Genomic DNA, 23057 nt, shown 5'->3' with positions numbered 1-23057 from the left:
CGCAAGCCTCGTCCGGTCGGCATTTTTATTGCCAAATGCCGCGAATCAGTCGCGGCGAGAGGGTCCGGGTTGAGGTGACTGGCGGTCGGATAGCTGCGTTTCAGCGGCGGTGCCCTGCAAGTCGTTCACGGTTGTTCGCGTCAGCTCGACCAGTTTCTGCTTTCGCATGGCATCGAATTTTCTGCCCAGGGCGATGACTTCCTGATCGTACTGCTGCCCGTCGACGTCGCCATTGTTTCTGCGATCTTCCAGCTCGTTGAAAAGCTCATCGCGCCCATTGGCAACAGCCTCGTCGATATCGCTCATCTGTTCCGGATACCGCGCCTGAAGGTATGTCGTCCAGTATTCCCGCGACACCATGTCTATGAGCAGCTCATCGGTCCGTTCTGCCTCAAGGATCGAGGCGCGCGCCTGCTCCAGCTGAGCATCAGTGATCGCGACGCCATAAGCCATATGTGCAGGCTGCCCCGGCAAATCGATTCCATCCCCCCATCCTCTCGTCAGGCCAATGCGATAGCGCAGGCGCACCTCTGCCCGATCCATGCCTTGCCCGTTCGCTTCGGCCAACGTATCGAGCCGGTCCAGCCGAAACAACTGCCGCGACAAGCGCAACAGGGCCTGGCCCCTGGGCGTCAGACGGTCCGGTGAAAGGTTGCGCAAGGCTTGATGGACAAACACGCGGACTTCCAGCTCGCTGAACGTCAAGATTCGCCCGTCGATGCAGGTACCGTGGGTTTCGGCGTTCTGAAAGAGCAACTGACGCAACTCCCTATTTTCACTGGCGGCTTCCAGGACGTTCCATACCCGCTGCGTCAGTCCTGTTCGGCCGCGCCTGAAATCGATGGTAGTGCGCAGCCGATCAAGCAACTGGAAAAACCGCTCGTGATCGTTCTCTTGGGCCAACTGCGCCCAGATCGTTCGACGGGCCATCGCCTGTTCATCGCTTGAATCGGCCAGCCAGGGTTCCAGCGCATCGGTCGACGTATCGTGCGACGGGTCAAGGAGAGGTTCGACCGGGGCCACACCGGCGTGGGGATCGTGATGGGCACCCGCTACTGCGCCTGCGCCGCCATCGGGGTCGTCATCAAAATTCGCCATGTCATCCTGCGGCGCCTCCAACGCCGCAATCCAGCTATCGATTTCGTCTTCGGAAAACCCCAGGACCTCGTCGTCGCCGGCCCGCTCAAAATAATCCCTGATTGCATAGAACGCGGGGAGCGACAGGTATTCGTTTTCGCTCAGGTCCATCCCGCCCACCAGCGTGTCGTGACTGCCATCGAGCAACCCCGCCGGTAGATCCGAGAACTCGTTACCGCTCACGTTCAATATATGCAAAGCCTGCGCATCCAATAGACGGCCAGGCCAGACTTGTATCTCGTTGTAGCTGAGTTCCAGCGATTCGATCTGGCCGAAATCCGGAGGATCGAATGTGGTCAGCCCGTTGGTGGAAAGGTTAAGCGAACGCAGGCGGCCATTGGTCAACAGCGGATAAGCCGACGCGGACGGCAGGTTGTTATAACCCAACCCCAAGTGCTCCAACCGATCCATCTGCAGGACCGCATCAGGTACCGCGCGCAAATCATTGCTGCCCAGGTCCAAGCGGTTCAAACGGGGGAAGGCGCCGAGAAAGGCGTTCGAACCTTGCTCGGTCAACAAGACCCCGGAAAGATCCAGCGTCCTTACGCCAGGGAACTGCTCCACCAGCTCAGGCAAGTCGCCCACTTGCAGGTCCCGCAAACTGAGCCCCAGCCCTCGCCCCTCGACGCGCATCAGCCCCTCCTGCCACACACCACGGATGCGCGCTGCCGCGAGCGCACGGCTTCGCGCAGGCATGATACCCCTGGCTGTGTTGACTTCCCTCACAAAGAGCCAGCCATTGAGGCGACGAATCAGCGAGATCGTCGCCTGATGCCATTGGGTGATCCGGGCGTCCATCTGCAGGCCGGTCATGCCCTCGTTACGCCATCGCTCAAGTCTGGAGGCGGCCTGTTCCTGGGTCAGTAGCGGATCAAGACGCTGCAGGCGAAGCTGACGTCCGGCGTCTCCCTCGGGCACTGCCGATTGCTCGGGAAGCGATAACAGGCGTTGGGCTGTGGACCAGCCCGTTTCCGGCGGCGGGAATTGAGACGGTACGGTTTCGCCGGCAAATCGAGCCAATGCCCCATGGGGAAGCCCTCTCGCGTTCTCGACCCGCTGCTGTGCCGCCACCAGGGCGGCCTCGCCCTCGGGGCTCAAGGGGTTCCCGGTCAGGTTGACGCTGAGCAGCACCTCGTCGTTGGCAAGAGCTGATGGAGGGAGCGAGCGCAGCAGGCTGTCCCGCAAGTCGAGCCATGTCAGGTGCGGCAGGCTCTCGGCACCGGTTGGCCAAGCCTGTAACCGGGTCGCCCTGAGGTTCAATGTCCTGAGCTGGCCCATGGCGCTGACATCGAGGTTGTCGAGCGGGTTGTTCTCCAGGTTCAGTTGCTCCAATGTTTGCAGACCATTGAACTGTGCCTGGACATCGGGCGTGACGATCAGGCCGTTGTCGCGCATATCGAGTTGCGTCAAGGCCGGCAGGTCTTCGGCAATGAAGGGCAATGCAGTGAAGCCGTTGCCGCTGATGTCCAGTGCCCGTGTGCCGCTGAATGCCTGGAAAAAGCCGCGTGCCTGGGCGGCAGGGACATTCAACGATCCCAGGCGCAAGGTGCGTACATGGGCAAAACTGCCGGCCGGCAATACTGGGAGACTTTCCATGACGCCGTTGGCAAGGCTCGATCCCGACGGGGACACCTCAAAAGTGGAGACCTCAGCCGTCGGCAAGCCAAGACGCTGGCGAACAGCGCCACGCCAGCTGTCTCGCAAGGCTCGAAATACAGGTGCTGCGCCGTCCCACCAGCGTCGCGAAAGCGTGGCGTATGGCAACTGACCCGGTTCCTCGGGCTCGTAAAATTGGGCGAAGATTGCGTCGTGCTGCGCCCTGATCGCTTCCATCGCATCAAAGCGCTCCTGGTGATTATGGAAAGCACTGTCGAGCGGTTCGGGCAGACGCCCCAAGAACTCGGCCTCCCCAACCAGTCGCCGCAACTGCCCGCGACAGTATCCGTCCACCATTTGGTCCAGATCCACCAGATGCCCCCATTCACCTGTGTATCGGCTGACATATCCATAGGCACGCCCGAACGCTTCGGGGGTCAGGTCTGACCAGTTGAGCGACAACCCTGACCACAGCATTTCGTGCCCTTGGAACATCGCCTCCGGCACTGTGTGTATCGATGTGCGCCCCAGGTTCAGGCGCCGGAGGAATGGAAGATCCTGAACGTACGCGGGCCATCGTGACAAAGCCTGAGGCGCGTCGATGCTCAATGTCCGCAACAGGTGCAACGGTGTCAGGTCAAGCTCATGCAGGCTGGCAGAATCGAAACCCGAGTAGTGGATGTGCAGCTCCTCCAGAGAAGTCAGCGCGCTGAGCCTTGTCGGGAAATCCGCGGCCAGCGATTGGGCGGCGGAGGAGAACCGCAGATAGGTGAGCCCTCGCATTTGGCCCACTGCTTGCGGCAAGGTAGTCAAGTGCTGCGCGGGCTCAAAGATAGAACCGAGAAATTCGCGCCCTCGGCTGCCGATCGACAATCTCGTGACCCCAGGGAAACGTGCCAGGAACCCATCCGCATTGGCATCTGTAAGGCCGTTGCCAACGATTGTCAGATCCCGCACGTGTGGAAAATCAGCGGTAATCTCGGGCAGCGGCGCCTCAGAGAAAAGCGACAGCGGCATGGCCTCGCCCGATTCTTGCGCCACCGGAAGGTCACGCCAGGCATCCCTGAGCGCCTGCGCAAATTGATTTCTGTGGAAACCGTCCGTGCTGTGCGCCGCAGCGCCGTGCCATTGATCGAGGGTGTCACTGAGCGCCTGCCATTCCCGCTGGCGCGTTTGCAGTGCCGAATATATCTGCTGGTCCGTGTTGCCCCGTTGCTGCCTCAAAAACGCCGCCGCTTGCTGCGCGTCCGGATAAAGCGCCTGTACCCGCGCTTCAATGGAGGGATTGAGCCCCGCGCCGCGCCCGCTCGCGTAATAGCCCTTGAGTGTCGCGCTCACTCGCACCGGCGGCTTGAAGCGTCTGGCGTGGGGTTCAAGCTGCGATGTCATTTCCTTGGGATTCCGATCAGCGTATTCGATCAGCTTGCGTTGCAGCAGGGTGCCTTGATCGGCACCCGACAGCCCCATGGAGCAAAGCAGCTCCTCTGGCAACGCACGAACAATCGAGCGGTAGAAGTTGCCGTCAGGATCAGGAACCCGCCCCTGCTGCTCATCGAAAGCCTGATAACGGGGTCCGTTTTTGATCAGGTATTTTTTCTGCGGCGCAGTCTCGGCGCCGATGCTGTCGAGCAATGCCCCGCCGACGCCTCCCTCGCGCACTTCCAGGCGCAGCACACCCGGCCATCCCGGTAGTTTTTCCAGGGCCCGCAATGCCAGACGCTGGCTGTCGGCCGAAGCGATATTCTCGCTGCGCAACCCCGCATACGCCCGAACCTGACGCCCCTGCCGTGCATACCAGCGCGCCTCTTCAAGCATGCTCAACGGCGTACGTCGCGTTGCATCGATACGGGCAAGATCAGCACTGCTGCCATGGGCGATCACCTCCTGAGCGGCGGCCTCGCTAAGGCCGGGACACTCACGCTGCAGAATCCTGACTCGACCGTCCACGGGGTCCGGGCCCTTGTAGCGGTGCTCGAAAATCTGCGGTCGACTCATTTGGGCATAATCCCCCAGCGCCCCGGTGGACGGCCCCGATGTTGCAGCCTCTTGTAACAGCCCCATCCGGCCGGCCTCGGCATCCGCCTTGTACAGGCGCATTGCGTCCTTCAGTTCAGGAGGCGGCGGCGTCAGGTCCATGTGCATCTTGCGTAGCCTGTTGTCGCTGACGCCGCTGACGTCCGCGAGCCTGAGCAGCTCCTCATCGGTAAACGCAGCGGTTTGATGGCCCATGCGCCTGAGCAGCGTCAGGCGGTCCCACGTCATCGGTCGCTCCAGCGAATGGCGCCAGGCGCCGGTGCCGTTATGCATGAGGATAGGTTGATACGCTGCATCGTCCGTTGGATGCTTGATCCGCCATTTGCGAATCGACGCATCGAAAAATTGCTCATAGACCTTGTCGCCGTTACGAATGTAGGTTTTCGCATCGATTTCGTATTGGCCCAACGTGTTCGGAACGTGCGAATCGTCCAGCGTCACGTCGCTTTCGTAGCTGCCCAAATCCGGCTTCCACAGGCGCGTTTCGCCATTGGGCAACGTCACCGGTTCAAGGCGCTCGATCACCGGTTCAGCCTTGATAGCGGCCAGCTTGCGCATTCCCGCGCCCGCGCCGGCCATCACACCAAGCATCGCCAGGTTTTGCGCGACATCGATCAAGTGGGCCTTCGCGGCACGTTTATCGCCCTCGCCCCATTCCACGGCGCCTTCAAGGGTTTCGTACAACAGCTGTTCGGCCATGACGACCATCATCACCTCGCCCAGCACCGGAACGAACATGGACACGATGTTCACGGCAAACAGTCCCAGCTCCAGCAGATGGGCCAGCTTTGCTTCCCTGGCCTTGGCGTCTACATCGTTTGTGGGAACCGCGTGACTGCGGGCATCGGCCAGAACCTTTTCGCGATGCTGGTTGAACAAGTATTCCCAGGGGTCCAGGTTATCGGCCCACAACGCGCGACCTTTCTGGCCCACCGTGGAAGGCGCCAGGTAGGGATCAGGTTCGCGCTCCGTTCCTGAACGCCTGGGGGGGAATTCGTCGATGCGCGTCAGGCTCAGGAAAACCTTGCCGGAGCCCAGGAGGATCGCCCACGGCGACTCGTGGACGGCTTGGTCGAGGGTCCGTAATGAATCGATCGGAGAGTCGGCCGCCTCTCTGACGAACTGGCTGAAGAAATAGGGTCGCTTTTCGTACGGTACGAACTGACTGAAAAAGCGCTGATAAGGCGTGGGACCGGTGCCTGGCGGATGCCCGGTTTCGGGCGTGGTGAGCAACTGCTTGAAACGTGTCTTCAACTCGTCGCCGCGGTAACGCTTTAACGGATGGTGGGGGTCGTTGGGAACATAGAGAATGACTTCGTCGCTATAGCGATGCATTTCGCAGATCGAGAACGCGACACAGCCCACCAGCCTCTGCCTCATCAGCGTCATGTCCTCGAACCAGACCGGTTTTTTGCCCAACCACGGGTTGTTTTCACCCTCGATGACCGAGAGGATCATCGCGTGATCCCCGGGCTCGATGTCCCTGGTCAACAGCGCTTGCTCGGCTGCGGCCCGCATCGCGGTTTTCTGACTGGCAATGAAATGCTGGCGAAGCGTGTCTTCGGTCTCTCCGTCAGCCGGATAGAAAAAGGACTTGAGGTAGACCTGATATTTGGCGCCAATATCCAGGGTACGGCACAGGCTTAGGAACTGGCCGACCGACAGTTTCAACGCCACGGGCGCGTGAGTACCGGGTGTTGCTGTTTCCACGAAGAACCCTGAGCTTTCGTGATAGGCGCCGGTGTCACACTCCCAGCTTTCGAAGTTGTGCAGCGCAAGCTGAAGCAGGGGCAACACCAGCAGATCGAACGTGGAAAGTTCTACCTTGGAGACGCCCATGTGCATCGCTCGCCTGATGCATAACCAGGTTTTGTCGACATCCACCTCTATCTCGAACTGATCCTTTAATGCCTGCACCAGCAGCGGCCTGGCAAACGTGTCGATGTCCTGGTACGAGGACATGGTTTTATCCAGTTGGATCTGTGCTGCAACGCTTGCCTTGAAACAGGCATGCAAAGCCTTGCGCTGCTCTGGCGAAGCGTTTGCGTACCAGGCCGGCGTTTGCGTTGCGGCTTTCTTGAGGGCCTGCCGGCGTTGTGGCGAAGCCTCGATCAGCCATGCAGGCATGGCGGTTTCCAGCAAATCCGCGTGCAGGCTCTCCGTAGCCCGTGGTTTTGGCTGGATGGTTTTTTGGGGGTGGTGCGTGGAATTCACTGGCATGCGTCGCTCCTTTGAATGAGGCGACAGCAGACCAGCTCGGCCAACCGCATCTGCGGTACATAGTTATAGGCCGACGGAAAACGGCGGATTGAATGGCAATCCAAGAGCGCACAGTTTGACTATGCTGGGTGGGAACCGATTTTCAGCGAGGGATTTATGGACGATCCAGTCGACAACAAGCCGCCCACCCTGTTGCAGATGATGCACAGCGTGCTCGCCGCGGCTTTTGGTGTGCAGAGCGGCAAGAATCGCGCCCGGGATTTCACCCACGGTAAACCAAGCCACTTCGTGATACTGGGGATCGCTTTCACGGTGATCTTCGCCTTGACGTTGTTTGGCATCGTCAAGCTGGTGGTGCATCTGGCGGGGTTGTAGCTCCCTTCAACACCATACAGGACCCTGTGGGAGCGAGCCTGCTCGCGATAGCGATTGTTCAGTCAAGCATGAAGCGACTGACACACCGCTATCGCGAGCAGGCTCGCTCCCACATTGCGTTGCGCGTTGAGTTGAAAATTATTGATGACTGACCCAGAACACCGCCGTGCCCACCACCAGGATAATCAGGAACAGAATGGCCCAGGCATCAACGGTACTGTCGCTTTTCCTTGCTTTGGTCGAATTGCTCATTGCATCGCCTCTTGTCGGTTTTGTAGGTGATTGCATAGGGACTCGACCACAGTTAAGACGATGATTGCCCGCACGACAAATGTGGATTAGCCGATAACTTATCTCATTAGTCGATTTCGTTCTTTACATATACTCAAACATCACTTTTGCGCATAACTCAAAACAGGTATCTTGCACCGGCTCCTCTAGGAGTGCGCGGCCGTGCGCGCAGAATTGCCGAGGCAGAACCCGATTCCAGCGAGCCAAGACGCAGCTGTTTCTGATCGGCCCAAGCCTGAGACCGAGACTTATATGTACGTATATGACGAGTACGATCAGCGGATCATCGAGGACCGCGTCAAGCAGTTCCGTGATCAGACCCGACGCTATCTGGCAGGCGAGCTGAGCGAAGAAGAATTCCGCCCTCTGCGCTTGCAGAATGGCCTGTATATCCAGCGCTTCGCCCCGATGCTGCGCGTGGCCGTGCCTTATGGCCAACTGACCTCGCGCCAGGTGCGCAAGCTGGCGCAGATTGCCCGCGACTACGACAAGGGCTACGCCCACATCAGTACCCGGCAGAACGTCCAGTACAACTGGCCGGCGCTGGAAGACGTGCCTGAGATCCTCGCCGAACTGGCCACCGTGCAGATGCACGCGATCCAGACGAGCGGTAACTGCCTGCGCAACGTCACCACCGACCAGTTTGCCGGCGTCGCGGCCGATGAGCTGATCGACCCACGTCCATGGTGCGAAATCGTCCGTCAATGGACCACGTTCCACCCGGAATTCGCCTACCTGCCGCGCAAGTTCAAGATCGCCATCAACGGCTCGAGCTCGGACCGCGCGGCCATCGAAGTCCATGACATCGGCCTGGAAACGGTCTACAACGCCGCCGGCGAGCTGGGCTTCCGGGTACTGGTGGGTGGTGGCCTGGGCCGTACGCCAGTGGTCGGTGCGTTCATCAACGAGTTCCTGCCATGGCAGGACCTGCTGAGCTACCTCGACGCCATCCTGCGGGTATACAACCGCTACGGCCGTCGCGACAACAAGTACAAGGCGCGGATCAAGATCCTGGTCAAGGCCCTGACGCCTGAAGTGTTCGCCGAAAAGGTCGAGGCCGAAATGGTCCACCTGCGCGGCGGCCAGACCACCCTGACCGAAGCCGAAGTCCACCGTGTGGCCAAGCACTTCGTCGACCCGGACTACAAGGCCCTGGGCAACCAGGATGCGGAACTCGCCGCCCTCGACAAGGAGCATCCAGGTTTCGCCCGCTGGCGTACCCGTAACACGCTGGCTCACAAGAAGCCCGGCTATGTCGCGGTGACCCTGTCGCTGAAACCGACCGGCGTGGCGCCAGGCGATATCACCGACAAGCAACTGGACGCCGTCGCCGACCTGGCCGATCGCTACAGTTTCGGCCAACTGCGCACCTCCCACGAGCAGAACATCATCCTGGCCGATGTTGAACAGAGCCAGTTGTTCACCCTGTGGGGCGAGCTGCGCGAACAAGGTTTCGCCACCCCGAACATCGGCCTGCTGACCGACATGATCTGCTGCCCGGGCGGTGATTTCTGCTCCCTGGCAAACGCCAAATCGATCCCGATCGCCGAATCGATCCAGCGCCGCTTCGACGACCTGGACTACCTGTTCGATATCGGTGAGCTGGACCTGAACATTTCCGGTTGCATGAACGCCTGTGGTCACCACCACGTTGGCCACATCGGCATCCTGGGCGTGGACAAGAAAGGCGAAGAGTTCTACCAGGTCTCCCTCGGTGGCAGCGGCAGCCGCGACGCCAGCCTGGGCAAGATCCTCGGGCCATCGTTTGCCCAGGACGACATGCCGGATGTGATCGAGAAACTGATCGACGTGTACATCGAACAACGTACCGAAGACGAGCGTTTCATCGACACTTATCAACGTATCGGCATCGACCTCTTCAAGGAACGCGTCTATGCAGCGAATCATTAAGAACAACGAAGTCATCGACGAGACCTGGCACCTGCTGCCCAAGGACGCGACCCTCGATGGCATTTCCAATTGCGACGACCTGATCGTGCCCCTGGCCCTGTGGCGCGATCACGCCCACGCCCTCAAGGCCCGCGATGGCGGCCTGGGTGTGTGGCTGGACGCCGACGAGGAAGCCGAGGAAATCGGAGATGACGCCAATCAGCTCCAGGTCATCGCCCTGAACTTCCCGGCCTTCACCGACGGGCGCAGCTACTCCAATGCCCGTCTGTTGCGTGAACGCTACGGCTTCAAGGGTGAACTGCGGGCCATTGGCGACGTGCTGCGCGACCAGTTGTTCTACATGCGCCGCTGCGGTTTCGACGCCTTTGCCCTTCGCGCCGATAAAGACCCGTACGAAGCCCTCGAAAGCCTCAAGGACTTCTCGGTGACTTATCAGGCGGCCAGTGACGAACCGCTGCCGCTGTTTCGTCGTCGCTGATACCTGATACACAAAAAAGCCCTGGACCGGATGACCGGTTCAGGGCTTTTTTTGTTGATGGATATTGAGAGCAGAACCTAATCTTCAGCCCGCCTTGGCCCCATGTGGGAGCGAGCTTGCTCGCGATAGCGGTTTGCCTGGCAGGTGATGTTGAATGTACCGCCGCCATCGCGAGCAAGCTCGCTCCCACAGGGTTTAGTGGTGGCCACCCGCCTCGAATTACCAAAACCGCTGCTGGGTCAGGCGGCTCCACCAACTGAGCAGCACACGATCCACCGAACCGCTTGCCGCCATGCCGATGCGTTCCTGCAGGCTTTTGCGTTCGGCATAGTGCAGATGGTACAGCTCGGCACCCTTGGCCCGTTCGGCCAGGTACTCGTCGCTGGTTTTCAGCTCGTCCACCAAGCGCTTTTCCAGCGCCGCGACACCCAACCACACTTCACCTGTGGCAACGTCATCGATCGCCAGTTGCGGGCGGTACGTGGCGACAAAGTTCTTGAACAGCGCATGGGTAATGTCCAGGTCTTCCTGGAATTTTTCCCGGCCCTTTTCCGTGTTCTCGCCAAACACCGTCAACGTTCGCTTGTATTCGCCGGCGGTCAGCACCTCGAAATCGATATCGTGTTTCTTCAGCAGGCGATTGACGTTGGGCAACTGCGCCACGACGCCGATGGAACCGAGAATCGCAAACGGGGCGCTGATGATCTTCTCGCCGATGCACGCCATCATGTAACCGCCGCTGGCCGCCACCTTGTCGATGCACACCGTCAACGGTACGCCCGCCTGGCGGATCCGCGCCAGCTGCGACGAGGCCAGGCCGTAGCTGTGGACCATGCCGCCGCCGCTTTCCAGGCGCAGCACGACCTCGTCCTTGGGCGTCGCCAGGGTCAGGAGGGCGGTGATTTCATGGCGCAGGCTTTCGGTGGCGGAGGCCTTGATGTCACCGTCGAAATCCAGCACGAAGACCCGAGGCTTGGCAGCCGGTTTGTCCTTCTGCTTTTTTTCGGCCTTTTCAGCCTTGCCTTCGCTCTTGCGCAGGGCCTTGAGCTGCTCCTTGTCCAGCAGCGTCTGCTCCAGGCGCTCGCGCAACCCTTTGTAGAAATCGTTGAGCTTGCTGACCTGCAGCTGCCCCACCGACTTGCGCCGCCCCTTGCTGCGCAGCGCAGCGAAACTGGCCATGACCACCAGGATGGCGATGACCAGTGTGACCGTCTTGGCCAGGAAACCGGCGTATTCGACGAAAAACTCCACAGCGACTCCTTAAATGCAATGCGCCATTTGAACGCAGGCGCGTAACGCTGCCAGCATACCCATGCGTTTGTCCTGCTACCAGCCATGAAATCTGTGGTTACGTTAGCTCGGACGAGTCTGGATAACGCTGTAACGGCCATTTCAAACAAGCGTATGTTTTTTCATTGACACGCCATCGCCATCCTCATAACCTCGCCAAACCTTCAACGTACCGGGATGACGCGGACGTGGGCAGCATTTATCTGATTCGACATGGCCAGGCCTCCTTTGGTGCGGACGACTACGATGTCCTCTCGCCCAACGGCATACGCCAGGCGCAAGTGCTGGGCAGCCACCTGGCGCAGCTCGGTGTCGTGTTCGATCGCTGCCTCTCGGGCGACCTGCGTCGCCAACAGGACACCGCCACTGGCGCGCTGGGCCAGATGAGCGCAGCCGGCCTGCCGGTTCCGGAACTGGAAATCGACGCCGCCTTCAACGAATTCGATGCCGACGCGGTCATCCGCGCCCTGCTCCCGGACATGCTCCCCCAGGAGCCCGAGGCCCTCGACATTTTGCGCAACGCCGCGCAGAACCGCGCCGAGTTCCAGCGCATCTTCGCCTTGATCGTCGAGCGCTGGCTCAGCGGCCGCTACGACCCGCCGGGACTGGAGAGCTGGCTGGGTTTCGTCGAACGGGTCCAGGCTGGCCTGCACCGCATCCTCGACAACGCCGACAAGACGCACAAGATCGCCGTGTTCACCTCCGGCGGGACCATCACCGCCCTGCTCCACCTGATTACCCAGATGCCCGCCAGGCAGGCCTTCGAGTTGAACTGGCAGATCGTCAACACCTCGCTCAACCAACTGAAATTCAGGGGCCGCGAGGTGGCCCTGGCTTCCTTCAACAGTCATGCGCACCTGCAACTGCTGAAGATCCCGGACCTCATCACCTTCCGCTGAGTCCGGTTTGCTGTAGACCCCTGCTGTATTACCCCGAATAAGGATCGAAACCATGACCTCCGTAGCCGACGCCGTAAAAGCCATGCAAGCCAAGTTCAACCCAGCCGCCGCTGCCGGCCTGGACATGGTATTCGGTTTCAACATCACCGACGAAGACAAGCAGTACGCCCTGATCGTGAAGGACGGCACCTGCGACATCCAGGAAGGCGAGAATCCAGACGCCAACTGCACGCTGGTCCTGGACAGTCAGACCCTCAAGGACATCGTCAGCGGCGAAACCGACGGCATGCAAGCATTCATGGGCGGCAAGCTGCGCGTTGAAGGCGACATGATGCTGTCGATGAAACTGTCCGAGCTGTTCCCGTCCTGAGATCAGGTCGCCCTGGCTGTATCCAAATCCCGCCCTTGTGGCGGGATTTTTTGTTTCTCGCCGCAAACCTTACAATGCTCGTTCACCCCGCCTCGGCCTGAACATGGACATCGACCTCGCTCGCACTTTCCTGGAAATCGTCCGCCACGGCAGCCTCGCCGCCGCGGCAGAGAAACTGCACGTCACCCAGACGGCGATCACCGCCCGGGTCCAGAAGCTTGAAAGCCAACTTGGCTGCGGGTTGTTCGTGCGCAATCGGGCCGGCGCGCGACTGACCAGTGATGGCGAAGCCTTCGTGGTCTATGCCAACCAGCTTGTGCAAACGTGGGAGGCCGCCCGCCGTGACCTGCCGCTGCCAGAGGGCTATCGCAACGTCTTGCACCTGGGCGGCGAAGTCAGCCTGTGTAACCCCTTGATGCTCGCCTGGGCCGGCGAGCTGCGCCAGAAAATTCCCGGCCATGCCCTGCGCATGGACATCCGCGACGGCGAAAACCTGCTGCAGCAACTGGAGCTGGGCCTGCTGGACGCGGCGGTGGTGTATCAGCCCGAGTACTGGCCGCGGCTCCAGGTTGAGCAGTTGCTGGAAGAAAAACTGATCCTGGTGCGCCTGGCCGCTCGTCCCGAACCTTACGTGTACATCGACTGGAGTGCCGATTTCCGTCGCCAGCACGACACGGCGCTGCCGGACAAGGCCAAGGCCGCGGTGACCTTCAATCTTGGGCCCCTGGCGTTGCAGTACATCCTGGAAAACGGCGGCAGCGGTTATTTCCGCACTCGGGTCGTGCAGAGCTACCTGGACAGCGGCATTCTGGAGCGAGTGCCCAAGGCGCCGGAATTCAATTACCCGACCTACCTGGTGTATTCAAGGGACCGGGATTCGGCCGCGTTGCAGCAGGCGTTCGACGTGCTGCGGGACATCGTCAAGACTGGCAGCGACTGGTCTCAGCGCTGGGATCCGCTGGGATAATGGATTGGGTGGGCCGCTTCGCGGCCCAGCGGGAGCAAGCTCCCTCGCCACAAAAAGCGCTCAGGGGATAACCGTCATCGCTACTTTTGCATCAGCGCGGCGATGTCGTCCTTGATCCGCAACCGTTCTTTCTTGAGCTTATCCAGGTCGTCGTCGGTCACTACGGCGGTGGGTTTTTCAGCCTTCACGACTTTTGTATCGATTTTCGAATATCGAGTGATCAGCGCGTCGAGATCCTTGTCCTTTTCGCGTTTTTTCTGAATGTCGTCTTCTGTGCACTTCAGATCCTGGCAGAGATCATGGGACACCGGCATGGAGCACCTCCTTCGTGAGTTCGGTGACAAGTGCTTTTCTGGGCACTGCCTGTCAGCAGCATGGCCTTGCCGATCGGGTTCTGTCGACCGCCAATCCGACCAGCGGTGACCGTTCGTCGTGCCACGACGCGTTCCGATAAAACCTTCCCCCGAGCTTTTCCCTCCATTGATCAGTACCCAGAGAATCACCTGTACAACCTGTGTGGAGACTGACCTATGGACAGATTTACCCTGCGTCAACTCGGCCTGGCTGTTGCCCTGAGTAGCAGCATGGGCATGGCATGGGCCGCGACTTCCAGCGACTTTGTCGACAACGCGGCGGCCGGCGGCATTGCGGAGATCGAAACCGGCAAACTGGCGCTGCAGAAAAGCCAATCGGCGGACATCAAGGAGTTCGCCAACAAAATGATTGCCGACCACACCAAAGCCAACGAAGAGCTGAAGGCGCTGGCGAAAAAACATGACATCGAAGTACCAGACGACACCACGTTGATGAAAAAGGCCAAGGCCAAGATTCTTGACGTGCGCGATGAGTCCTTCGATCCGGCCTATGCAAATAACCAAGTGATGGCTCACGAAGAGACCGTCGCCCTGTTCAAGAAAGAGGCTGAGACCGTCACTGACGATAAGAAGCCTGGCAGTACCGAACTGAAGGCATTTGCCCAGAAAATGCTGCCGGACCTGCAGCATCACCTGGAAATGGCGAAGAAGCTTCAAGCGGCCCACCCTAGTAAATAACGCCATCGTCAATAAAAAAGCCCGACTCTCGAGTCGGGCTTTTTTATTGATCAGCTGTCGGCTGTGTCGATATCAGCATCAGTCTTGTCACCGGGTCCAGGCCGATCCGGTTCCGGCTTGAAACCGGGGCTGTAAGTGTTGTCGTTGTCCTGATGATTTTTCTTCTGATCGACCTCACGGGCAGCACTGTGAGCCTCGTGTGTTTCAGCCGGATTGGCAGGCTGGTTATCCGTCACTTGAGGATCGATTGCCGGATCGTTACGCGAGGACGGGGTTTGCGTCTGGCCTTGTTGCTGAGTATTTGCAGAGTCGCTCATTAGACACCTCGTTCATGACCAGGCCGAATAGTGATCGGCCCTGCTTATTCGAAGGCAAAACGGCGGCTTGGGTTCCATTCTTTTACCGCGTCGGGCTCACTCGTCCAGTGCCGAACTGACCATCCGCGCCAATGCATCCGGGTTGTAGGGTTTGCTCAGCAGGTGGGTATCGGGGCTCAGTTGGTGATTGCGAGAGATGATGTCCCGGGTGTGTCCCGACGTGAACAGGACCGGCACCGGCGGGGTCTGTACCTTCGCCCAGGCCGCCAGGTCGGAGCTCTTGATCAGGCCGGGCATGACCACATCGGTGAAGATCAGGTCCACCGAGACGCCATCGAGCAACAACTTCATGGCCTCGTCGCCGTTGGCGGCGGTCAGGGTCCGATAGCCGAGCTGCTCCAACAACTCCACCGAGGCTCCGCGTACGTCGTCGTTGTCCTCGACCACCAGGATGGTTTCCTCCAGGCCGGATCGAAGCTCGCGGGGAGGTGCCTGTTCCGGGGACTCGGGCTTGTGGCTGCGGGGAAAATACATATGCACCTGAGTGCCTTCGCCCGGGTGGCTGGCAATTTCGATGTGCCCGCCGCTCTGCTTGACGAACCCGAACACCATGCTCAATCCAAGCCCCGTGCCTTGGCCGTCGGTCTTGGTGGTGAAAAACGGCTCGAAGACCTGGTTCAGGACTTCGGGCGCCATGCCCGCGCCATGATCGATCACCGACAGTCGCACGTAATCCCCTGCCGCAACTCCTTTGCCGGCACAGGACGATTCGTCCAGGGCGATATTTTCCCCGAGCATTCTGATGACACCTTCGCCCCCCATGGCGTCGCGGGCATTGATCGCCAGGTTCAACAGGGCGTTTTCCAGCTGATTGCAATCGACGTGGATACACCAAGGCTCAGGAGGCAACGCCACCTCGATGCGGATGGTTTCGCCCAGGGCTCGCTGCAACAATTCACCCAGGCCCTCATAGATGCGCCGAGGGTTGTAGACCGCCGGTGACAACGGCTGGCGACGGGCGAAAGCCAGCAACTGCGACGACAGCTTGGCGCCCCGCTCCACGGCTTCGATGGATGCACCGACCCGCCGCTGGACGTTGGGATTGTCAGGCTCGTGGCGAGCCAGCAAGTGCAGGTTGCCGGCGATCACCTGGAGCAGGTTGTTGAAGTCATGGGCCACGCCTCCCGTGAGCCCGCCGATGGCCTCGAGTTTCTGCGATTGACGCAACTGCTCCTCGGCCGCCAACCGCGCCTGCACTTCACTGGCGACGCGTTGTTCCAGGTCGCGGGTGAACTTGAGCAGCGACGCTTCGGCGGTCTTGCGCTCGTTGATATCGATCAGTACGCCGGGAAACCGCAGGGGCTTGCCCAACGCATCGAACTCGCATCGCCCGCTGGCCAGCACCCAAAGGTAATCGCCCTCGCCACGGCGCAAGCGATATTCGGCGGTGTAGGGAGCGCCCGTGCGCACGGTCAGGTCGACCCGTTGTTCGACGTCGTCGATGTCGTCGGGATGGATGCGCTGGCGAGCGATCTGGATGGGCAGTGCATCCAGCGGGCACTCGGGCGGATAACCGAAAGTACGGGCGAAACGTTCATCGCCAGACAGCGTGTCGGTGGCGATATCCCAGACGAACGACCCCAGCAACGGCCCGGCCGAAAGCGCCAATTGGATACGCTCATTGACCGCACGGTAGCTGCGCTCGGCCTCTTGCCGGGCCCGCTCGCTCAGCACCAGCTCGGTGGTTTCCACGACAATCGCCAACACGCCGGCAGGCGAATGGTCATCGTCGGGGACCGGGCTGTAGTAGAGATCCAACCAGACGTCTTCGGGCTTGCCGTCGCGCAGCAGCACCAGCTCCTTGTTGCGGTAGGACAAGGTGCCGCCGCCCAGGCACACGTCCAATACGTGGCGGTTGAATTCGGCCACCTCCGGCCATCCCAGCTCCACCGCGCTCCCCAGCAGGTAGGGATGGCGGCCGCCGGCGAATTCGGCATAGGCGTCGTTATAGATCATGTAGCCCTGGCGGCCCCACAGCATGACCATCGGCAATGGGGAAGCGAGCATCAGTTGGACCGCGCTGCGCAGGCTGGCGGACCAGTGCTCGATCGCACCCAGCTCCGTGCGACGCCAATCGTAGGCCCGGATGCGCCGGGCCATTTCTCCGTCCCAACCGGGACACCCGTTACTTTGGGATAAGAACTTCATGGAACGTCTCTCACCTCAAGCTACCAGCAGGGAAGCGGCATACCACAAGTCCCTTGTGCTAGTGCTTCGAGCGCGAGGTTGGCAATTGGTTTCATGCAGACTGACGACGCCAACCCTCTGTGGCGAGGGGATTTATCCCCTCGCCACAGATTTCAACCAAACATTCAGCGAAAATCCCGGCTGCGCACATTGATGCCCGCCAGCAAACCGCTCAAATCGCTCAGGCGCCCGGCAATCAGATGACGGACCTCGCCGACACTTTCCCAGCGCCCGTCCACCCTGAGCAATTGCGACCCTACCAGGACCTTGCGCTGGCGTTCGGCCAAGTCGCGCCAGACCACTACGTTGAGATTGCCGAACTCATCTTCCAGAGTGACAAAGGTCACCCCGCTGGCCGTGCCTGGACGTTGGCGACCAGTGACCAGCCCCGCGACGCTGACGTGGCGGCCATGCTCGACAGCCTGCAATTCCCGGGAGCTGCGGCAGCGTCGGGCGCGCAATTCGGAGCGCAGCAAGGCCAGCGGATGAGGCCCCAGCGTCGTGCCCAGGGTGGCGTAGTCGGCGAACAGGTTTTCCCCCACCGTGGGTGTCGGCAAGGCCACGGTGGGTTCTTCCGGGCTGGGCAGGCCCGCGAACAAGCCCAGTTGTTTTTCCACTCCGGCAATTTCCCAACGGGCGCGATGGCGGTCGCCGGCCAGGCCGCGCAAAGCGTTGGCGTCCGCCAGTTGCTCCAGGGCCCGGGCGTCGAGTCGAGCCCGTTCGCCCAGGTCGGCCACATCGCTGAAAGCCCGCTGCCCGCGTGCCACCTCGATACGCCGGGCATCGTCCTCTCTAAACCCCTTGATCAGACGCAAGCCCATGCGAATCGCCGGCTGGCGACCTTCCATCGGTTCCAGGCTGCATTCCCAGTCGCTGGCCCGCACGTCCACCGGACGGATCTGCAACTGATGCCGGCGAGCATCCTGGAGGATCTGGTCCGGGCTGTAGAAACCCATGGGCCAGCTGTTGATCAGGGCACAGGCGAACGCCGCCGGCTCGTGGCATTTGAGCCAACTGCTGGCGTAGGTCAGCAAGGCGAAACTGGCGGCATGGGATTCAGGAAAGCCGTAATTGCCGAAGCCCTTGATCTGTTCAAAGAGCTGCGCGGCGTATTCAGGTTTGTACCCTTTGGCCGCCATCCCGTCGGCCAATCTTTTCTTGTGCGGTTCGAGCCCGCCGTGGCGCTTCCAGGCGGCCATGGAACGACGTAACTGGTCCGCTTCGCCCGGGCTGTAGCCAGCGGCGACAATGGCGATCTGCATGACCTGTTCCTGGAACAGCGGAATGCCCAAGGTGCGGCCCAGCACTTCTTTCAATTCCGACGATGGATAAGTGATCTTCTCTTCTCCATTGCGCCGCCGCAGGTAGGGATGCACCATCCCGCCCTGGATGGGTCCCGGTCGCACGATCGCCACCTCGATCACCAGATCGTAGTATTCCTTGGGCTTGAGCCTGGGCAACATCGCCATCTGCGCCCGGGATTCGATCTGGAACACGCCGATGGTGTCGGCGCGGCTGATCATCTCGAACGTGGCCCGATCATCCTTGGTCAAAGACGCCAGGGTATGACGCACGCCCCGGTAATGCGCGATCAAGTCGAAACAGCGACGAATCGCGCTGAGCATGCCCAGGGCCAGGATGTCCACCTTGAGCAGCCCGACCGCATCGAGGTCGTCCTTGTCCCACTGGATGATGGTGCGTTCGGCCATCGCGGCGTTCTCGACCGGCACCAGGGTGTCCAAGGGTTGCTGGGAAATCACGAAGCCGCCGGGGTGTTGGGACAGGTGCCGGGGGAAGCCGATCAGTTGCTGGGTCAGGCTCAACACCCGACGCAGCACCGGGCTCTCCGGGTCGAAACCACCCTCGCGCAAACGCTCCAGCGGCGGTGCCTCATCGCTCCAGCGCCCGCAGCAATCGGCCAGTGCATTGACCTGGTCCGGCGGCAGGCCCAGGGCCTTGGCCACGTCGCGTACCGCCCCGGCGCCGTGATAGCTGCTGACCACGGCCGTCAACGCCGCGCGATGCCGGCCGTAGCGCTGGAACACGTACTGCAGGACTTCCTCGCGACGTTCGTGTTCGAAATCGACGTCGATGTCCGGTGGCTCATTGCGCTCGCGGGACAGAAAGCGTTCGAACAACATGTCCGTCTGTGCCGGGTCGATTTCGGTGATGCCCAGGGCGTAGCACACCGCCGAGTTGGCCGCCGAGCCCCGGCCCTGGCAGAGAATGTGACGGCTACGGGCGAAACTGACGATGTCCTGCACGGTGAGGAAGTAGCTGTCGTAGCCCAGTTCGGCAATCAACTCCAATTCCTTGTCGATCTGCACGCGCACCTTTTCTGTGACGCCGTTCTTCCAGCGCTCGCGCATGCCGCGCGCAGTCAGTTCCCGCAGCCAGGACGCCGGATCATGGCCCTCGGGCACGAGCTCGCGGGGGTATTCATAGCGCAACTGACCGAGGTCGAACGTGCAGCGCCGGGCGATGTCCAGGGTTTCATCGAGCAAGGCGCGGGGGTAGAGATCGGCCAGGGCCTGGAGGCTGCGCAAGTGGCGTTCGCCGTTGGGGTGCAGACGCTGACCGGCCTCGGCAACGGTGACGTGGTGGCGAATGGCGGTCATGGTGTCTTGCAAGGCGCGGCGACCCCGCACATGCATATGCACGTCGCCCGTGGCGACGGCAGGAAGACCCAGGCGTTCGGCCAATGCGAGCAAGTCCGCGAGCCGTCGCTGGTCGTCTTGACCGCAATGCAACTGCACGGACAGCCAGAGTCTTTCGTTGAACACCTGTCGGAGCCAGCGCCCTTGCGCCTCGGGCGTCTTGCCATCGGGGACCCACAGGGCGAGCAGCCCTGGCAGCGGCTCGTCGAAGTCTTCTCGGACGATGCGATAACGGCCCTTTTCGCTGCGCCGCCGTGCGCGGGTGATCAGCCGGCACAAGGTTTGGTAGCCCTCGAGGTTTTCCACCAACAGCACCAGCTTCGGACCGTTCTCGACCTGGATTTCGCTGCCGACGATCAATTGCAAGTTTAGTTCCTTGGCTGCCTGCCAGGCCCGGACGATGCCGGCCAAGGTACATTCATCCGTCACCGCCAGGGCCCGATAGCCCTGCTGTTTGGCGCGACGGCACAATTCCAGGGCGCTGGAGGCGCCGCGCTGGAAGCTGAAGTTCGACAGGCAATGCAGCTCGGCATATTCGACGCTCATGCGAACCAACCTTGCAGCCACAACGGTCCGCCCTCGCCCACCGGTCGATAGGCCCAGCCGCGTTGGCCGGCGCGGGTTTCGATCAGGTAGTAATCACGGCGCACATCGGCGCCGTCCCACCAGCCGGACTCGATGCGCTCCGGGCCCATGAGGATTCGCGCCTGGCCTTCAGGCAAGACCTGGGGCTCGCCAAGCAGCCAGCCGGGACGCTGGACATCATCGCGCAGCGGACACATCTGTTGTTGCGGCTGGGGTTTCATCTGCCAGGCGCACTCGGGGCGGTGGTCGTCGCCAAATCCCAACCCTTGCACGGCTTCGTCACCGAGGCGCGCCCGCAGCCGTTCGCGCAGTTGTTCCCACGGCAAGGACTGCTGGGGACGCTCGTCGAACAATTCCAGGCGCTGGGGCACGAAGCTCGGCAGGTCTTCGGCACACAAGCGAAAACCGCGCACCGGCGCCTCGACCTGCACCTGCTCGAGACGGCCACGGGCCAGCTCGAACAGCATCGAAGCATCCCGCTCGGCGCTGAGCAGGCCGACCTTGATCACCGTGTCCGGCAAACCGGCGTGTTCCAGGTGCAAATCAAAACGCTGCACGCCGCTGTCGCGGCCGCACAGGTAGGCCGACAGGTCACCGGTCAAACGTCGCAGAGGAAACAGCAATGCCTGGTGGGACTGCACGTCGTAGTTGAGTTCGATGCGCACATCGAAACGGTCCGGGGGCAGGTAGAACGACAGCGCCAGGGTGCGGCTGCCCACCAGCGCATCGAGGTGCTTGAGCATGTCGGCTTCGAAGCGCCGCGCCAGGGTGTGCCGGGGCAAGGCCTGGACTTGGCTGAGCCGACGCAGGCCCATGCGCGACAAGGCCGTGGCAGCTTCGGGCGCCAGGCCGACTCGGTCCACTGGCATCTGTCCCAGGTACGCTTGCAAGGTCTCGTTATCGGGCACGACCAGGGCGTCGTAAGCATTGGCCAGCATCCGCGCCGCCACGGGATTGGGGGCGGCGACGATGCGATGCCGAAAACCCAGCTCAGTCAATTCGGCCCGCAACCGCGCCTCGAACACCGGCCATGGCCCGAACAGCCCCAGGCTCGACTCGATTTCGAACAGCACCGTGCGTGTATAATGCACGCTCACCTGGGAGCTGAAACGATAGGCCCAGGCCGCCAGGAATCGTTGCCAGTTTTCGATCTGCGCCGCGTCGTACTCGGCGGTGGCGAACCCTTTGCTCAAGGCCTGGGCCGCGGTCATGGTCTGGCCGGGGCGCAGGCCCAGGGCGCGCGCCGGTTCATTGACCGCTTGCAGCACCCGGCGCTGGGCCGGGCCGGTCAGCAGCGCCAGGGGCTCGCTGGGGTCGGGGCGCTGGCGCAGCGCGGCATCCAGCGCCAATTGCGGGAAGAGAATACAGACCCAGCGCATCGCAACCTCAATGCCCTGTCTGTGGGGGGAACGCAATCGGCGCCGAACGCGCCAGCCCGCCCCGGGACTTGAGCACCCGCAATTGTGCGGGCCGGGAATCGATGGCGATGCGCAGGGCCGCCGGGGACGGGTTGATGGCTTCCTGGATCGAGCGCCAGGCGAACGCCAGCGTCTGGCCGGTTTCCGCCGCGACCTGCAAACGGCGCAAGGCCCGGTCATCCGCCTGGCGCGGCCAGCACAACACCGCGCCGCAACTGCCCGAGCGCAGGCATTGCTCGGTGGCCCATAAGGCCTCCCGTGGATCGGCCTGGATGATCGACAACTGGCGCAAGTCCACCCCGGCGTTTCGCCAGGCCTGGGGATAGGGCACGAACGGCGGCGCCACCAACACGATCCGCTCCCCCGCCGCCGATAGCCGCGCCAGGGTCGGCCACACCAGTTGCAATTCGCCCACGCCCGGCGCGCCGACGAGAATTTCCGTCAACGCCGCTTCCGGCCAGCCACCACTGGGCAGTGCCGCATCCAGTACGGCGTGGCCGGTGGGCTGTGGACTGGCGGCCGGCGGCGCAGGCCGGCCCTTCCAGACCTGGCCGCCATTGAACAGCGTGTCCAGCGCAACGACGGCGCCCATCAGCCTTGTCTCACCAGACCACAGAACACGCCTTCTATCGCCAGGTCCTGGTCGGCTTCGACGATGATCGGCTGATAGGCTGGGTTGCGTGGCAACAGGCGTACGCGCTCGCCGATTCGCTCAAAACGCTTGATGGTCACTTCACCGTCCAGGCGCGCCACGACAATTTGCCCGTTGGAAGCCTGGGGCGTGCGTTGCACACCCACCAGATCGCCGTCGAGGATACCGTCCTCGATCATCGAATCGCCCTGGACCCGCAGCAGGTAGTCCGGCGCTTTGGTGAAGATCGCCGGGTCCAGCAACAGACGGCTGTGGACCTCGGCATCGGCACCGATCGGTAGGCCGGCGGCCACCCGTCCCAACACCGGCACATCCAACAGTTCGGGACGCGGCGGCTGATTCAACAGCCGGATGCCCCGGGCCTGGTGCGGATTGACTTCGATGAAACCGGCTTCGGTGAGCGCCAGCACATGCTTGCGCGCCACGCTACGAGAGGCGAAACCAAACGCCTCGCTGATTTCAGCGAGGCTGGGAGGCTGGCCCTTTTCGGCGATGCGTTCGCGGATAAAGGTCAGGATGGCGGTACGGCGGGGAGTGAGAGTCGTCATGGAGTACATTTGT

At 61.5% G+C, this 23057-nt stretch carries 16 protein-coding genes; 7 read left to right on the top strand and 9 right to left on the bottom strand.

Going from position 1 to position 23057, the window contains the following annotated elements; translation table 11 throughout:
* Positions 1-45 precede the first annotated feature (45 nt).
* Positions 46-6987: an NEL-type E3 ubiquitin ligase domain-containing protein gene (locus M1D68_RS10025; RefSeq protein ID WP_457970181.1), complete on the bottom strand. Its 6942-nt coding sequence runs from the start codon at positions 6985-6987 to the stop codon at positions 46-48.
* A gap of 156 nt (positions 6988-7143) precedes the next feature.
* Here M1D68_RS10025 and M1D68_RS10020 point away from each other — a divergent pair, with 156 nt between their 5' ends.
* From M1D68_RS10020 to M1D68_RS10010, 3 genes are all read left to right on the top strand, one after another.
* Positions 7144-7362, top strand: a complete 219-nt coding sequence (locus M1D68_RS10020; protein WP_024781254.1) for a DUF2970 domain-containing protein — start codon at positions 7144-7146, stop codon at positions 7360-7362.
* A gap of 543 nt (positions 7363-7905) precedes the next feature.
* On the top strand, positions 7906-9564 hold the full coding sequence (locus M1D68_RS10015; protein ID WP_420764499.1) for a nitrite/sulfite reductase: 1659 nt from the start codon (positions 7906-7908) through the stop codon (positions 9562-9564).
* The gene (locus M1D68_RS10010) at positions 9548-10042 is read left to right on the top strand and encodes a DUF934 domain-containing protein (RefSeq protein ID WP_420764500.1); all 495 of its coding nucleotides are present in this window, start codon (positions 9548-9550) and stop codon (positions 10040-10042) included. The genes M1D68_RS10015 and M1D68_RS10010 overlap by 17 nt, the downstream gene beginning before the upstream one ends.
* 219 nt (positions 10043-10261) lie before the next feature.
* On the opposite strand, the gene sohB is transcribed toward M1D68_RS10010, so the two are convergent.
* Positions 10262-11293, bottom strand: a complete 1032-nt coding sequence (gene sohB / locus M1D68_RS10005) for a protease SohB (protein ID WP_420764501.1) — start codon at positions 11291-11293, stop codon at positions 10262-10264.
* A 227-nt stretch (positions 11294-11520) separates the two neighbouring features.
* Here sohB and M1D68_RS10000 point away from each other — a divergent pair, with 227 nt between their 5' ends.
* From M1D68_RS10000 to M1D68_RS09990, 3 genes are all read left to right on the top strand, one after another.
* Complete coding sequence (locus tag M1D68_RS10000; protein ID WP_420764502.1) at positions 11521-12231, top strand: histidine phosphatase family protein; 711 nt, start codon at positions 11521-11523, stop codon at positions 12229-12231.
* A 52-nt stretch (positions 12232-12283) separates the two neighbouring features.
* Positions 12284-12601: an SCP2 sterol-binding domain-containing protein gene (locus M1D68_RS09995; protein ID WP_457970180.1), complete on the top strand. Its 318-nt coding sequence runs from the start codon at positions 12284-12286 to the stop codon at positions 12599-12601.
* Between the two features lie 103 nt (positions 12602-12704).
* The gene (locus tag M1D68_RS09990) at positions 12705-13568 is read left to right on the top strand and encodes a LysR family transcriptional regulator (protein ID WP_420764503.1); all 864 of its coding nucleotides are present in this window, start codon (positions 12705-12707) and stop codon (positions 13566-13568) included.
* Positions 13569-13648: 80 nt separating this feature from the next.
* Here M1D68_RS09990 and M1D68_RS09985 read toward each other — a convergent pair whose 3' ends face one another.
* On the bottom strand, positions 13649-13882 hold the full coding sequence (locus tag M1D68_RS09985) for a YdcH family protein (protein WP_420764504.1): 234 nt from the start codon (positions 13880-13882) through the stop codon (positions 13649-13651).
* A 216-nt stretch (positions 13883-14098) separates the two neighbouring features.
* On the opposite strand from M1D68_RS09985, the gene M1D68_RS09980 reads away from it, so the two are divergent.
* Entirely contained in the window at positions 14099-14620 is a 522-nt protein-coding gene (locus M1D68_RS09980; protein ID WP_420764505.1) for a DUF4142 domain-containing protein, read from the top strand.
* 50 nt (positions 14621-14670) lie between these two features.
* Here M1D68_RS09980 and M1D68_RS09975 read toward each other — a convergent pair whose 3' ends face one another.
* The 6 genes from M1D68_RS09975 to lexA form a co-directional block, all read right to left on the bottom strand.
* A complete protein-coding gene (locus tag M1D68_RS09975) occupies positions 14671-14937 on the bottom strand; it encodes a hypothetical protein (protein WP_434563494.1) in 267 nt (88 codons plus the stop codon).
* A 96-nt stretch (positions 14938-15033) separates the two neighbouring features.
* A complete protein-coding gene (locus M1D68_RS09970) occupies positions 15034-17145 on the bottom strand; it encodes an ATP-binding protein (RefSeq protein ID WP_434650665.1) in 2112 nt (703 codons plus the stop codon).
* 164 nt (positions 17146-17309) lie between these two features.
* Positions 17310-20408, bottom strand: a complete 3099-nt coding sequence (locus M1D68_RS09965; protein ID WP_457970179.1) for an error-prone DNA polymerase — start codon at positions 20406-20408, stop codon at positions 17310-17312.
* On the bottom strand, positions 20384-21805 hold the full coding sequence (locus tag M1D68_RS09960; RefSeq protein WP_457970178.1) for a Y-family DNA polymerase: 1422 nt from the start codon (positions 21803-21805) through the stop codon (positions 20384-20386). The genes M1D68_RS09965 and M1D68_RS09960 overlap by 25 nt, the downstream gene beginning before the upstream one ends.
* 7 nt (positions 21806-21812) lie before the next feature.
* Positions 21813-22436, bottom strand: a complete 624-nt coding sequence (gene imuA / locus M1D68_RS09955; RefSeq protein WP_457970177.1) for a translesion DNA synthesis-associated protein ImuA — start codon at positions 22434-22436, stop codon at positions 21813-21815.
* Positions 22436-23053, bottom strand: a complete 618-nt coding sequence (lexA, locus tag M1D68_RS09950) for a transcriptional repressor LexA (RefSeq protein ID WP_457970176.1) — start codon at positions 23051-23053, stop codon at positions 22436-22438. Before lexA ends, imuA begins: the two co-directional genes overlap by 1 nt.
* Positions 23054-23057 lie beyond the last annotated feature (4 nt).

It is taken from the genome of Pseudomonas sp. R4-84, from assembly GCF_054130985.1.
This window is presented reverse-complemented; position numbering and strand designations above follow the sequence as displayed.